11 protein-coding genes are annotated in these 14759 nt (G+C 56.4%); 2 read left to right on the forward strand and 9 right to left on the reverse strand.

What is annotated here, in order from left to right; translation table 11 throughout:
• Nucleotides 1-151: 151 nt before the first annotated feature.
• The 8 genes from lpdA to QPL98_RS03835 form a co-directional block, all read right to left on the reverse strand.
• Nucleotides 152-1594: a dihydrolipoyl dehydrogenase gene (gene lpdA / locus QPL98_RS03800; protein WP_011784664.1), complete on the reverse strand. Its 1443-nt coding sequence runs from the start codon at nucleotides 1592-1594 to the stop codon at nucleotides 152-154.
• Nucleotides 1595-1629: 35 nt separating this feature from the next.
• A complete protein-coding gene (gene odhB / locus QPL98_RS03805) occupies nucleotides 1630-2853 on the reverse strand; it encodes a 2-oxoglutarate dehydrogenase complex dihydrolipoyllysine-residue succinyltransferase (protein ID WP_303292705.1) in 1224 nt (407 codons plus the stop codon).
• A 25-nt stretch (nucleotides 2854-2878) separates the two neighbouring features.
• A complete protein-coding gene (locus tag QPL98_RS03810; RefSeq protein WP_011784662.1) occupies nucleotides 2879-5716 on the reverse strand; it encodes a 2-oxoglutarate dehydrogenase E1 component in 2838 nt (945 codons plus the stop codon).
• A gap of 316 nt (nucleotides 5717-6032) precedes the next feature.
• Entirely contained in the window at nucleotides 6033-6737 is a 705-nt protein-coding gene (locus tag QPL98_RS03815) for a succinate dehydrogenase iron-sulfur subunit (protein ID WP_011784661.1), read from the reverse strand.
• Nucleotides 6738-6752: 15 nt separating this feature from the next.
• Nucleotides 6753-8525, reverse strand: a complete 1773-nt coding sequence (gene sdhA, locus QPL98_RS03820) for a succinate dehydrogenase flavoprotein subunit (RefSeq protein ID WP_303292706.1) — start codon at nucleotides 8523-8525, stop codon at nucleotides 6753-6755.
• Nucleotides 8526-8528: 3 nt separating this feature from the next.
• Complete coding sequence (gene sdhD, locus QPL98_RS03825) at nucleotides 8529-8876, reverse strand: succinate dehydrogenase, hydrophobic membrane anchor protein (RefSeq protein WP_022992471.1); 348 nt, start codon at nucleotides 8874-8876, stop codon at nucleotides 8529-8531.
• Nucleotides 8867-9244 (reverse strand): succinate dehydrogenase, cytochrome b556 subunit, encoded by a 378-nt coding sequence (sdhC, locus tag QPL98_RS03830; protein ID WP_011784658.1) that lies wholly within the window; start codon nucleotides 9242-9244, stop codon nucleotides 8867-8869. The genes sdhD and sdhC overlap by 10 nt, the downstream gene beginning before the upstream one ends.
• A gap of 204 nt (nucleotides 9245-9448) precedes the next feature.
• Nucleotides 9449-9673 (reverse strand): hypothetical protein, encoded by a 225-nt coding sequence (locus QPL98_RS03835; protein WP_014421719.1) that lies wholly within the window; start codon nucleotides 9671-9673, stop codon nucleotides 9449-9451.
• Between the two features lie 47 nt (nucleotides 9674-9720).
• On the opposite strand from QPL98_RS03835, the gene gltA reads away from it, so the two are divergent.
• Complete coding sequence (gltA, locus tag QPL98_RS03840; protein WP_113879670.1) at nucleotides 9721-10995, forward strand: citrate synthase; 1275 nt, start codon at nucleotides 9721-9723, stop codon at nucleotides 10993-10995.
• Between the two features lie 102 nt (nucleotides 10996-11097).
• Nucleotides 11098-11970 carry an NAD(P)-dependent oxidoreductase gene (locus QPL98_RS03845; protein WP_303292707.1) on the forward strand — a complete coding sequence of 291 codons (873 nt, stop codon included), beginning with the start codon at nucleotides 11098-11100 and terminating at the stop codon, nucleotides 11968-11970.
• A 67-nt stretch (nucleotides 11971-12037) separates the two neighbouring features.
• Here the strand turns inward: QPL98_RS03845 and topA are convergent, their stop codons facing one another.
• Complete coding sequence (gene topA, locus QPL98_RS03850; protein ID WP_303292708.1) at nucleotides 12038-14677, reverse strand: type I DNA topoisomerase; 2640 nt, start codon at nucleotides 14675-14677, stop codon at nucleotides 12038-12040.
• Between the last annotated feature and the right edge of the window lie 82 nt (nucleotides 14678-14759).

Raw genomic sequence — 14759 nt, forward strand, 5'->3', positions numbered from 1 at the left:
GAACCCGTCAGTGCACCGCCATTGGTGCAGCTGAAACGAATTCGTTCTGGCAGGCCAGGGATCGCCTCGGCCTGCCGGTCACGCATGCGAAAAGCCGCCGTTATGATGGCAGCGGGGCGCCCCAGTTGGCGCCCCGTATTCCGACAATGCGTTACTTCTTCTTGCGACGGTTGGCGACGTGAATCGCACCGCCAGCAACGGCCAGGGCCGCTTCGTGCACAGACTCGGACAGAGTCGGGTGCGCGAAACAGGTCAGAGCCAGATCTTCTGCGCTGGAACCGAATTCCATGGCGATAACGCCCTGGGCAACGATTTCAGACGCCTGCGGACCTACCACGTGGAAGCCAAGAATACGGTCGGTCTTCGCATCGGCGATGATCTTGACCATACCGGAAGCCGCATTGGCCGCCATGGCACGACCGTTCGCCGCAAACGGGAAGGTTCCCACATTGTATTCTTCGCCTTCAGCTTTCAGCTGCTCTTCGGTCTTGCCGACCCAGGCAACCTCAGGGAAGGTGTAGATGACATTCGGGATGCAGTCGTAATTGACCTGGGGCTTATGCCCGGCAATACGCTCAGCAACCATCACGCCTTCTTCAGACGCTTTGTGAGCCAGCATTGGACCACGAACCACATCACCGATGGCCCAGACACCCGGCGCTTCGGTCTTGCAGTTGTCGTCTACGAAAATAAAGCCCCGCTCATCCATGGTCACGCCGGAGTCTTCAGCCAGTGCACCATCGGTGTACGGACGACGGCCAACAGCCACGATCAGCTTGTCAAACTTGGCGTCTTGCTTACCCTTGGAGTCTTCGTAGCTGACGTTAACCAGCTTGCGCTTGACTTCCGCGCCAGTCATGCGGGCGCCCATCACGATGTTCAGGCCCTGCTTCTGGAACTGCTTCAACGCATCCTTGGCACACTGCTGGTCAACCGCCGGCAGGAAACTGTCCTGCGCTTCGATCACGGTTACTTCTGAACCCAGGCGGGCCCAGACGCTACCCAGCTCCAGACCAATAACACCGGCACCGATCACACCAAGACGCTTGGGAACTTCGGTAAACTCCAGCGCACCCTCGGAATCGACGATGTATTCACCGTCGAACGGCGCCGGCGGAATCTCGATCGGCCGGGAACCGGTGGCGATGATGACGTTGTCGGCTTCGTAGGTCTTGGTTTTGCCATCCTTGTCGGTGACTTCAACCTTGCGACCGGCCAGCAGCTTACCGTGGCCGTGGATAGAAGTGACGCCGTTGGCCTTGAACAGGCCAGCAATGCCACCGGTCAGCTGCTTAACGATACCAGCCTTGCGCTCCATCATCTTGGCAACGTCGATTTTCACGTCCTTGGCCAGGATGCCCATGGAATCGTAATCGTGGCTCGCTTCCTCAAACTTGTGAGTCACTTCCAGCAGGGCCTTGGACGGGATACAGCCTACGTTCAGGCAGGTACCACCGAGCACCTGGCTCTTGCCGTCTTTACCAGTCCAGGACTCTACACAGGCGGTCTTAAGACCCAGCTGAGCGGCTTTAATGGCAGCAACGTAACCACCGGGGCCTGCACCAATGACAATAACGTCGAACTTATCGGACATAATCTTTCCTGTTATCGAATTCGTTGAGTGTCAGATTACACATCCAGCAGGATACGTGCCGGGTCTTCCAGCATTTCCTTGATGGCCACCAGGAACTGCACCGCTTCCTTGCCATCGATCATACGGTGATCGTATGACAGCGCCAGGTACATCATCGGCAGAATCTCAACCTTGCCATTCACCGCCATCGGGCGCTCCTGGATCTTGTGCATACCCAGAATGGCAGTCTGGGGCGGGTTCAGGATCGGCGTGGAAATCAGAGACCCGAAAATACCGCCGTTGGTGATAGTGAAGGTGCCGCCGGTCATATCTTCAATGGCCAGCTTGCCTTCCTTCGCCTTGGTACCGTACTCGACGATCTTCTTCTCGATGTCGGCCAGACCCATGGCGTCGGTATCACGCAGAACCGGTACCACCAGGCCACGGTCGGTGGATACAGCTACACCTACGTCCTGGTAGCCGTGGTACACCATGTCGTTGCCGTCAATGGAGGCGTTTACTGCCGGGAAGCGCTTCAAAGCTTCGGTAGCCGCTTTGGTGAAAAACGACATGAAGCCCAGCTTGATGCCGTGGCGCTTCACGAAGCTGTCCTGGTACTGCTTACGCAGTTCCATGATCGGCGCCATGTTCACCTCGTTAAAGGTGGTCAGCATGGCTGCTGTCTGCTGGGCATCAACCAGACGCTTGGCGATGCTGGCACGCAGGCGGGTCATCGGAACCCGCTTCTCGGCGCGCTCGCCCTGGCCAACGTTCACCTCTGGCATCGCTGCCGGCTTGGCGGCAGCCGCTCCACCGGAAGACTTGTTGCTGTCCACGTAGTTCTGAACGTCTTCCTTGGTAACACGGCCATCTTTACCAGTGCCCTTTACCGCGCTCGGGTCCACGTTGTTTTCTTCGGCCAGCTTGCGGGCAGCCGGGCTCAGAATGGCATCACCGGAAGCAGCTTCGGATTTCTCTTCGGCTCTCGGCGCTTCGGCTTTCGCTTCGGACTTGCTCTCAGCTGGCTTGGATTCACCTGCCGCGCCTTCTTTGAACTTGCCGATCACCTCACCGCTTTCCACGGTGTCGCCTTCGTTCTTGAGAACTTCTTCGATCACACCATCCGCCGGCGCAACCACTTCGAGCACAACCTTGTCGGTTTCGATATCGACAATCAGCTCGTCACGGGAACAGGCCTCACCCGGCTGCTTGTGCCAGGTCGCGACGGTGCCTTCGGCAACCGACTCAGGGAAAACGGGGGCTTTAATCTCTGTTGACATTACGGATCCTTAGTTCGGTAGCTCGTCAGATTTCAAACGCGTCGTTAACCAGTTTCTTCTGCTCTTCAATGTGAACAGACATGTGTCCACAGGCAGGAGCAGCAGAAGCCTCACGACCGGCATACTGGAGATATAGCTTGGGATTCAGGCGCTGCAGTGCGTTCCGCATGTGATGCTGACTGCAATACCAGGCTCCCTGGTTCATCGGCTCTTCCTGACACCAGACCACATGCTTGAGCTTGCTGTACTGGCTCAGCAGTTCGTCCAGGTCATCGCTCGGGAACGGGTACAATTGTTCGATACGAACAATCGCGACATCGTCCCGCTCATCCGCCTTCTTCTTCTCCAGAAGATCATAGTAGACCTTGCCACTGCAGAGGATCAGGCGAGTCACTTTTTTCGGATCGGACGGCTCTTTCTCCGGCAGAATTGTCTGGAATGTGCCGGATGTCAGGTCGTCCAGACCCGAAATGGCTTCCTTATGGCGCAGCAGGCTCTTGGGCGTAATGGCAACCAACGGCTTGCGCAACGGACGCTTCACCTGCCGACGCAACATGTGGAATACCTGAGACGGTGTAGTCGGTACACAGACCTGAATATTGTGTTCGGCACACAGCTGCAGGAAACGCTCCAAACGGGCGGAACTGTGTTCCGGCCCCTGCCCTTCATAACCGTGTGGCAGCAGCAGTGTCAGGCCACACAGTCGACCCCACTTATGCTCACCACTGGTCAGGAACTGATCAATCACCACCTGGGCACCGTTGGCGAAGTCACCAAACTGGGCTTCCCAGACAATCAGCGCGTTCGGCGTTGTGGTGGAATAACCGTATTCGAACGCCATCACCGCTTCTTCAGACAGCAGTGAGTCATAGATGTCGAACTTCGGCTGATCGTCTTTCAGATTCTGCAGGGAAATATGAGTAGACCCATCTTTCTGGTTATGCAGAACAGCATGACGGTGCGAGAAGGTTCCCCGGCCCACGTCCTGGCCGGTCAGGCGGATCGGGTGCCCTTCGTTCAGCAATGTGGCGTAGGCCATCATTTCGCCGTAGCCCCAGTTCAGGGACAGCGCGCCGGCCGTCATCTTCTCGCGATCGTTAACAATCTTGGAAACCTGGCGCTGGATGCTGAACCCTTCCGGCACTTCAGTCAGCTTCTTGCCCAGTTTCTGGACGGTTTTCAGCGCAACGCTGGTCTTGCACTTCGCAGTCCACTCATGGCCCAGATACGGAGCCCAGTCCACGTAAAGCTCTTTGTTAGGCTCTTTAACCAGGGACTTGACCACGTGATCACCCTTGTCCAGGGCGTCCCGGTAATCCGTCTCCATCTGCTTGGCTTCATCTTCGGTGATCACACCGGCTTCAACCAGCTGATCCGCGTAGATCGCACGAGTGGTCTTCAGCTTGCGGATCTTGTCGTACATCAGCGGCTGGGTCGCTGCCGGCTCATCCGCCTCGTTGTGGCCACGACGACGGTAGCAAACCAGATCAATCACTACATCGCGCTTGAATTCGTTGCGGTAGTCCATCGCCATCTGGGTGGCAAACATCACCGCTTCAGGATCGTCTGCGTTCACATGCAGAATCGGCGCCTGAACCATCTTGGCAACGTCGGTGCAATACTCGGTGGAACGAGCATCTTCCTGTTTGCTGGTGGTGAAGCCAACCTGGTTGTTGATCACGATGTGAATGGTGCCGCCAACACCAAAGCCCCGGGTCTGGGACATCTGGAAGGTTTCCATCACTACGCCCTGCCCGGCAAACGCAGCGTCGCCGTGCATCACAATGGGTACCACGGTACTGCCATCGGTATCGCCACGACGGTCCTGACGGGCGCGTACCGAGCCTTCCACTACCGGGGATACGATTTCCAGGTGAGACGGGTTGAAGGCCATGGCCAGGTGAACCTCGCCGCCTGGCGTCATTACGTTTGAGGAGAAGCCCTGGTGATATTTCACGTCGCCGGAGCCGGAATCCGCGAGCTTCTTGCCCTCGAATTCATCAAACAGTTCTTTCGGATTTTTGCCCAGGGTGTTGACCAGCACGTTCAGTCGACCGCGGTGGGCCATGCCCAGCACGATCTCTTTGGCGCCATAGGAGCCCGCACGCTGAATCAGCTCGTCCAGGCAGGGGATCAGACTTTCACCGCCCTCAAGACCAAAACGCTTGACGCCCGGATAACGGGAACCCAGGTATTTTTCCAGCCCTTCAGCAGCCGTCAGGCGCTCAAGGATATGCTTGCGGGTTTCGGTCTCGTATTCGGGACGGGAACGAACCGGCTCCATACGTTGCTGGAACCAACGCTTGATGCGCGTGTCTACCACATGCATGTATTCAGCGCCGATGCTCTCGCAGTATGTCTGGCGCAGGCCCTGGACAATATCGCCGAGTTTCATGCTCTCGGAACCAAAGTTCAGAGAACCTGTCTGAAACTCCAGATCAAGATCGGATTCGCCCAATTCGTGGAATCGCGGGTCCAGATCTTCTACCTGAGGACGTTGCCAGACACCCAGAGGATCAAGCTTTGCTTCCTGGTGACCGCGGAAACGAAAAGCGTTGATCAGCTGCAGAACACGGATCTGCTTTTTATCAGCATCGGATGTGGCACTGGCAGGCACGCCATTGGTTGCCAGAAAACGCTGATTGCGGGAGATGTGCTCAAACTGCTCGCGGATGGTGGAGTGAACAATGTCGCGGCCCTGATAGCCATCGACACTCGGAAGTTTATCGAAGTAACTCCGCCACTCTTCTGGAACTGCGTTGGGGTCTGTCAGGTAGGTTTCAAAAAGCTGTTCAACATAGGCAAGATTTCCACCCTGCAGGTGGGAAGTCTGCCATAACTGCTCCATGATGCTTTCGTGCATTTTGAATAGCTCACCTTGGGCTGGTGCGGGGGAGCCAGTATGGTCGGCCAGGGGTAATTCTCAGTCAATACGGGTTATTACGGCATGACTTTGGCCACCACACCCGGCAAGGATGTTTTCCGTCCCCAGTGATTTTTATACTCAGCAATACTGCCCGGTGACTGGATAAGCGCACCGAAACAGCGTGCATAAGTTTGCACCCCGGTAAGACTTTTGACTATAAGCCTTTGGTTGAAGGCCCCGCATATAGCGAGGCCTTCAGGGGTACTATCTGGTGTCAGAACACCAGTATAGCTGGTGCTGCGAAATTTGCCGGTCAGGTGGCTCTTTGCAGCAGCAGATTCCGGATATGACCAATCGCCTTTGTCGGGTTCAGGCCTTTCGGACACACACTGACACAGTTCATGATGCCCCGGCAGCGGAACACGCTGAACGGGTCATCCAGGTTCGCCAAACGCTCTGCCTGAGCCGTATCACGACTGTCGGCCAGGAAGCGATAGGCCTGCAGCAGACCGGACGGGCCAATGAACTTGTCTGGATTCCACCAGAAAGACGGGCAAGCGGTGGAGCAGCAGGCACAGAGAATACACTCGTACAGGCCGTCCAGCTTCTCACGATCTTCCGGAGACTGCAGGCGCTCAATGGCAGGCGCAGGGTTGTCATTCACAAGGTACGGCATCACTTTTTCGTACTGCTTGTAGAACAGACCCATATCCACCACCAGGTCCCGGATGACCGGAAGACCAGGCAGCGGGCGCAGAACCAGCTTGTTGTTCTTGACCACATCGGAAACCGGAGTGATACAAGCCAGGCCGTTCTTACCATTCATGTTCATGCCATCAGAGCCGCAAACCCCCTCACGACAGGAACGGCGGAATGCGACAGTCGGGTCCTTTTCCTTGGCCAGCGCCAACACATCCAGAACCATCAGATCTTTGCCTTCCGGCAACTCGATCTCAACGTCCTGCATGTAAGGGGCGTTGTCAGTTTCCGGATTATAACGGTACAGACTTACCAACATTTTCAGGATACCCCCTTAGTAGGTCCGGATCTTCGGCTCGAAGGTCGGAACCGTTTTCGGTGCAAAGTTCACGTCACGCTTGCCAACGCGCTTGTCCAGCGGGAAGTACATGGAGTGCTTCAGCCAGTTCTCGTCGTCACGCTCGGTGAAATCGTTACGGGCATGGGCGCCACGGCTTTCTTTACGCTCAATCGCAGACTTGGCGGTCGCGTAGGCAACCTCATACAGGTTGTCCAGCTCCAGTGCTTCGATACGGGCAGTGTTGAATGCCTTGCTGGTATCGGTCAGCTTGGTCTTGCGAACCCGCTCACCGATCTCTTCCAGAAGCTTCAGGCCCTTCTCCATGCTCTCTCCGTCACGGAACACACCGAAGTAGAGCTGCATGCAGTTCTGCAGATCCTTACGGACCTGAGCTACATCTTCACCTTCGGAAGCCGTATCCAGACGCTCCAGGCGAGCCATGGCACGCTTGATGTCTTCGTCACTGGCGCCGTCAACCTCGAAGCCACCGCGCAGCTGCTCTTCAATGTGCAGGCCAGCTGCACGACCAAAGACCACCAGATCCAGCAGAGAGTTGCCGCCCAGACGGTTGGCGCCGTGCACGGATACACAGGCGGCTTCACCACAGGCAAACAGGCCCGGAATCGGCTTGTCATTACCGTTTTCGTCCTGAGTCAGCGCCTGACCACCAACGTTGGTCGGAATACCGCCCATCATGTAGTGACAGGTCGGAACCACAGGCACCGGCTCTTTGACCGGATCAACGTGAGCAAAGGTACGGGACAGCTCACAGATACCCGGCAGACGCAGGTTCAGGGTTTCTTCGCCCAGGTGATCCAGCTTCAGCAGTACGTGATCCTTGTCGGGACCACAGCCGCGGCCTTCCAGAATCTCCAGAACCATGGAGCGAGCAACAACGTCACGACCAGCGAGATCTTTGGCGTTCGGAGCATAACGCTCCATGAAACGCTCACCTTCGGAGTTGATCAGGTAACCACCCTCACCCCGGCAACCCTCAGTTACCAGCACACCGGCACCGTGGATACCGGTCGGGTGGAACTGCCACATTTCCATGTCCTGAACCGGGAAGCCTGCACGCAGGGCCATACCGATACCGTCACCGGTGTTGATCAGGGCATTGGTGGTTGACGCATAGATACGACCGGCGCCACCGGTTGCCAGAACGGTCGCCTTGGCCTTGATGTAGCAGACTTCACCGGTCTCAATTTCGATACCGACAACGCCGACCACTTCATCTTTACTGTTCTTGACCAGGTCCACGGCGTACCACTCGTTCAGGAACGAAGTGCCGCCTTTGAGGTTAGCCTGGTATAGCGTGTGCAGCAGAGCATGACCGGTACGGTCGGCTGCGGCACAGGTACGGGCAGCCTGACCGCCCTTACCGTAGTCCTTGGACTGACCACCGAACGGACGCTGATAGATACGACCCTGCTCGGTACGGGAGAACGGGAGGCCCATGTGCTCGAGCTCGAACACTGCCTGCGGACCGACGGAGCACATATACTCAATCGCGTCCTGGTCACCGATGTAGTCAGAACCTTTCACAGTGTCGTACATGTGCCAGCGCCAATCGTCGTTGGGATCAGCACTTGCGATCGCACAGGTAATACCGCCCTGGGCGGATACCGTGTGCGAACGGGTCGGAAATACTTTCGTGATACACGCGGTATCGAGACCGGATTCGGTCAGCTGGAGGGCGGCTCGCATACCGGCACCGCCACCACCGATAACAATCGCGTCGAACGACATGGTCTTGATGTTAGCCATCGATTAAAGCCCCCAAAGAATCTGAATGCCCCACACGACATATACAAACATTACGAGCACACAGGCTGCCTGAAGCAGAAAACGCGGCATCGCGGATTTGATGTAGTCGGTAGAAACTGTCCACAAGCCAACCCACGCGTGCCCGGCAATGGACAGCAGCGCAAGCAGACTGAAGATCTTGAACCATCCCTGAGCAAACAAGGCAGACCACGCCTGGTAGTCAACATCGGTGGTCACAAAGAAGCCAAGCAGGAACAGCGTGTAAAGAGCTAATACGTAGGCTGTTACGCGCTGGATGATCCAGTCCTGAATACCGTTACGACCAATATTCGTTACACTGTTCATGCCCATACCCAGACTCCTGCCAGAACGATGAGAACAACGGAAACCGCAATCGTGGCTTTCGCGGCGAGGCGCCCGCTTTCAAGCTCTTCGCCAATACCAGCGTCCATCAACAGGTGTTTGATACCTGCAACCAGGTGGTACAGCAGAGCAGACAGGATGCCCCAGATGATCAGCTTCGCCAGGAAGCTGTCCAGCAGCTCATTCACCCGGTTAAAGCCATCTTCTCCGGAAAGGGAGAGATCCAGGCCGTACATCAGGAAGGCAACACCTACGAAGATGATGATGCCGCTGATGCGATGCAGGATCGAAGTAATGGCTGGCAGCGGGAAATGAAACTTGCCGAGATCGAGATTTACTGGTCGTTTGCTATTCACAGCGCTCTCACACTCTCTCTTGGTTCCGCGGGACCGCAAAACGGTGGCGGATGGTTGGTATGTTGGGACCGGAGAATCGGTACGATACCGATAACCGATTGGTTCAGGAGGGCGGATGACTACCCGGTAGCTTGCTATACTCAAGCCCATAAGCCGGTGCATCCCCGATTCCGGGCTACGGATTATAAGGAGACACCCCGGTAATTACAAACTTGCAATCGCCCTCCAGGCCTTGCAGCTTGCAGCCTCTACCCATCTATAAGGCTTATTGACAAAACCAATTTCCGCCCCAGGGGCCCGATATTCCGGATATCCCTCATTTACAAACGGGAAGAAATTTGCCGTTTTCTCCGCCAGTGCATTGACAAAAAAAGCTGACGCCCTATATTTTGCCGCCAGTTTTGCGATAATACGCGCTTTCTGGCGCATCTACACATGCAGAAAAGCTGTTATAGCTAATCAGACAGGAGAGCACCATGACCGACAGGAAAGCCACGCTCTCGGTGGGAGATAAGTCCATTGAGCTACCGGTTTATTCCGGCACCGTCGGCCCTGACGTTATTGACGTACGCGGCCTGGTACAGGAAGGCGTTTTCACTTACGACCCCGGATTTGTATCCACCGCAGCCTGCGAATCGGCCATCACATACATCGATGGCGCCAACGGCGTGTTGCTGCACCGCGGCTACCCCATTGACCAGCTGGCCGAGCACTCCGACTTCCTGGAAGTCTGCTACCTGCTGCTGAACGGCGAACTGCCCAGCGAAGAAGAAAACAAGCGGTTCCACGACACCATCAAAAACCACACCATGCTACACGACCAGATGCGCAACTTCTTCAACGGCTTCCGCCGTGACGCGCATCCAATGGCCATCATGTGTGGCGTTGTGGGCGCGCTGTCTGCGTTCTATCACGACCAGATGGACGTTTCCGATCCCAAGCAACGTGAAATTACCGGCCATCGCCTGATCGCGAAAATGCCGACCATTGCGGCATGGTGCTACAAGTATTCCATGGGACAGCCGTTCATGTATCCACGGAACGACCTGTCCTACGCAGAGAACTTCCTGCACATGATGTTTGGCACTCCGTGCGAAGAGTACAAGCCAAATCCTGTTCTGGCCAACGCCATGGACAAGATCTTCATTCTGCACGCTGACCACGAACAGAACGCGTCCACCTCCACCGTTCGCCTTGCAGGCTCTACCGGCGCCAACCCATACGCCTGTATTGCGTCCGGCATTGCCGCACTCTGGGGCCCGGCTCACGGCGGCGCGAACGAAGCGGTACTGGACATGCTGGCCGAGATCGGCGACGAGTCCAACATCGAGAAGTTCATTGCCAAGGCAAAAGACAAGGACGATCCGTTCCGCCTGATGGGCTTTGGCCACCGGGTTTACAAGAACTTCGATCCACGCGCCAAGGTCATGGCTCAGACCGCCCACGAAGTATTGAGCGAACTCGGCCTGGAAAACGATCCGCTGCTGAAAATTGCCCAGCGCCTGGAAAAGATCGCCCTGGAAGACGAATACTTCGTTCAGCGCCAGCTGTATCCGAACGTCGACTTCTACTCCGGCATCATCCTGAAGGCCATCGGTATTCCGACCTCCATGTTTACCGTTATCTTCGCCATGTCCCGTACCATCGGCTGGTTCTCCCACTGGAACGAAATGGTCAGCGGTGCCAACCGCATCGGCCGTCCGCGCCAGCTGTACACCGGCTCGCCGAAGCGCGACTACCTGAAGAAGTAAGCACACCGTTTGCCTTCAACCAGAAAAAAGCCGCTGATTCCAGCGGCTTTTTTCGTATCATGGGCAGACAACATCAAAGACAACAGAGTGCAGGAGTGAGCAATGGCTAATGTGACCTTTATCGGCCTTGGCGTTATGGGCTACCCCATGGCAGGACACCTTGCCGCCGCCGGGCACACCGTAAAGGTGTGGAACAGGACCGCTGACAAGGCGCAGCAATGGGCCGGAGAACATACCGGAACCGCCTGCCAGAGCATTTCTGATGCGGTCAGGGACGCAGATTTCGTAATGACCTGCGTTGGCGCTGACAAAGATCTGATCGAAGTATTTGAAGGCGACGGGGGAATCATCGCAAACGCTCCAGAGGGCGCCATCCTGATTGACCACACGACGGCATCTGCGGGGATTGCCGAACGCCTGGCCGAGTCCGCTGGCGCCCGCAAACTTGCTTTTATCGATGCGCCGGTTTCGGGCGGTCAGCAAGGCGCCCAGAATGGCGCACTCACCATCATGTGCGGCGGCCCCGAGCAGGCGTTCGAAAAAGCCAGGCCGGTCATGGCGCACTACGCTCGTGCGCTCAACCTGATGGGCCCGGCGGGCAGCGGACAGAAAACCAAGATGGTTAACCAGATTGCTATTGCCGGGTTGGTTCAGGGGCTTTCAGAGGCGCTGCACTTTGCCGAACAGGCAGAGCTGGATGTACGCAAAGTGGTGGATGTGATTTCCAAAGGTGCAGCCCAGTCCTGGCAGATGGAAAATCGTTCGGGAACCATGATTGACGGTGAGTTCGATCACGGGTTCGCGGTTGACTGGATGCGAAAGGATCTGGGAATCTGCCTGGAGGAAGCGAGAAAAGTGAATGCATCGCTGCCGGTTACCGCACTGGTAGACCAGTTCTACGCGGATGTGCAATCCATGGGCGGACGACGCTGGGACACATCGTCTCTCATACAGCGACTACGCAAGTTCCGTTAACGCGCCAGCGTATACGAGAATAACGCCCCCTCGCCTTCTCAAAGGCGATGGGGCGCCACCGACCATCTTACTTTTTCTTGTCGCGCGGGACCCAGCGACCATTTTCAAACCACGCTGACCACCCCGTAGCCTTGCCGTCTTTCTCCGACATGACGTACTGCTCTTTTGATTTTCGGCTGTAACGTATCACCGTCGGATTGCCTTCAGGGTCCTTTTCAGGGGCATCCATCAGGTAATCGTATTTCGGATCGATTTCCTTACGGTGTGGCTTGATTTCCATCACTAATGGCGGCCGCGTTTCCCGATTTTTCGGGAATTTACTGGCTGCCAAAAACAGGCCGGACGCCCCATCACGCAGTACGTAGGTATCGTCCACCTTATCGCACTTGAGCTCTGGCATTGGCACCGGGTCCATTTTAGGGGGTGCCGGCTCACCATTTTTCAGCAACTTACGGGTGTTCTTGCATTCACTGTTGGTGCAACCGAAGTACTTGCCGAATCGGCCGGTCTTGAGCTGCATCTCGGAGCCACACTTGTCACATTCCAGCGTCGGCCCATCGTAACCTTTGATACGGAACGTACCCTCTTCAACCTCGTACCCTGAGCAGTCCGGATTGTTACCACACACGTGCAGCTTGCGCTTCTCGTCGATCAGGTAGCTGTCCATGGCGGTGCCGCATTTCGGACAGCGGCGTTTTTTCCGGAGCAGCCGGGTTTCACCCTCCCCTTCCACATCGTCATCAGCACTCACCACTTCGTCGCCAGACACCAGGTTAATGGTGGTCTTGCAGCGTTCCTTGGGTGGCAACGAGTAGCCGGAGCAGCCCAGGAATACCCCGGTACTGGCCACCCGGATCTGCATATTCCGGCCACAGCTCGGACACGGTATATCGGTTTCCGTGGGAGTATTGGCGCGCATACCGCCATCCGTCTTTTCAGCGCTTTCCAGCTGATTACGGAATTTGGCATAGAAGTCGTTCAGCACTTTTTTCCACTGAACCTCACCCTCGGCGATCTCGTCCAGCTCATCTTCGAGGCGCGCGGTAAAATCGTAATCCATCAGATTCGGGAAGGATTCCGCCAGTCGCTCGGTCACTATCTCCCCCATCTTCTCCGCGTAGAAGCGGCGATTCTGAAGCTTTACGTAGCCCCGATCCTGAATAGTAGAAATGATGGAGGCATAGGTGGACGGCCGGCCGATCCCCTGCTTTTCGAGCTCTTTGACCAGGCTGGCTTCGGTGTACCGGGGCGCCGGCTTGGTAAAATGCTGGGTTGGATCCAGTTTCTTGAGATCCAGGGGCTGATCCACCTTGATATCTGGCAATGCCACGTCTTCATCTTTCTTGGTGGACTGCGGCGCAGCCTTCAGGAAGCCGTCAAACTTGACGATTCGCCCCCGGGTGCGCAGCTCGTAGTCGCCGTTGGCCACCACAATAGACGTACTCAGGAATTCGGCATCTGCCATCTGACAGGCAATAAACTGGCGCCAGATCAGGTCGTAGAGCTTCTCTGCGTCTTTTTCCAGGCCGGTAATATCCGTTGGCCTGAGAGCAACATCCGTCGGGCGAATGGCTTCGTGAGCTTCCTGAGCGCCTTCCTTGCTGCCGTAGACCCGCGGCTTCTCAGGCAAATAACGTTCGCCGAACTGCTTCTGGACGAACTCTCGACAGCTGACTACGGCATCCTGGCTGAGATTGGTGGAATCCGTACGCATGTAGGTAATAAAACCGGCCTCGTACAATCGCTGGGCCAGCATCATGGTTTTCTTGACGCTGAAACCCATGCGGTTACTGGCCGCCTGCTGCAGCGTAGAGGTAATAAAGGGTGCAGACGGACGGGATCGGGTCGGCTTGTCTTCGCGCTTGGCCACCTTGAAGCCGCCAGCCTTGAGCCGCTCAACGTGCTCCTTGCTCTGAGCTTCGTTGACAGGGCGGTAGGGCTTGTCGATATAACGGGTTACTTCGAACCGGACCGGGTCTTTGGCGCCCTCGGCAGCAAGGTCTGCATGCAATTGCCAGAACTCTTCCGGCACAAATTTACGGATCTCCCGCTCCCGTTCCACAATCAGTCGTACGGCGACGGATTGCACACGGCCCGCTGACAGACCGCGGGCAATCTTTGCCCACAACAGCGGCGAGACCATATAACCCACAACGCGGTCCAGGAACCGTCGGGCCTGCTGAGCGTTAACCCGGTTGTTATCGAGGTTGCCCGGATCCTTGAAAGCTTCCTGAATCGCCCGTTTGGTAATCTCGTTGAACACCACACGACGGTATTTGTCCGGCTCGCCGCCAATGGTCTCCTGAAGATGCCAGGCAATCGCCTCCCCTTCTCTATCCAAATCCGTTGCCAGATAGATGTGGTCGGCAGACTTGGCCAAACGCTTGAGCTCGCTGACCACCTTTTCCTTGCCAGGCAGAATCTCGTAACGGGCGCTCCAGTCATGGTCGGGATCAACACCCATGCGGGCTACCAGTTGCTCCCGGGCCTTACGCTTCTTGTGCTCGGCCTTCTCGTCCGGGCTCATCTTGCGCGTGGCCGCCGCCTGTTTCGCCCGTTCTTTCGGGTCTGACTGGCTGCCGCTGCCACTTACGGGCAGGTCACGGATGTGGCCAACACTGGACTTCACGATAAAATCCGAGCCCAGGTACTTGTTGATGGTCTTCGCTTTCGCTGGCGACTCGACAATAACGAGACTTTTACCCATATCGGAGATCTGTATCCTTGGCGATCAATCGGTCAATATCTGAACAGAACCGTAAACTCGCATAAAAATCAGGCAACTGGAA

This window comes from Marinobacter sp. ST-43, assembly GCF_030541085.1.
GTDB lineage: Bacteria > Pseudomonadota > Gammaproteobacteria > Pseudomonadales > Oleiphilaceae > Marinobacter > Marinobacter nauticus.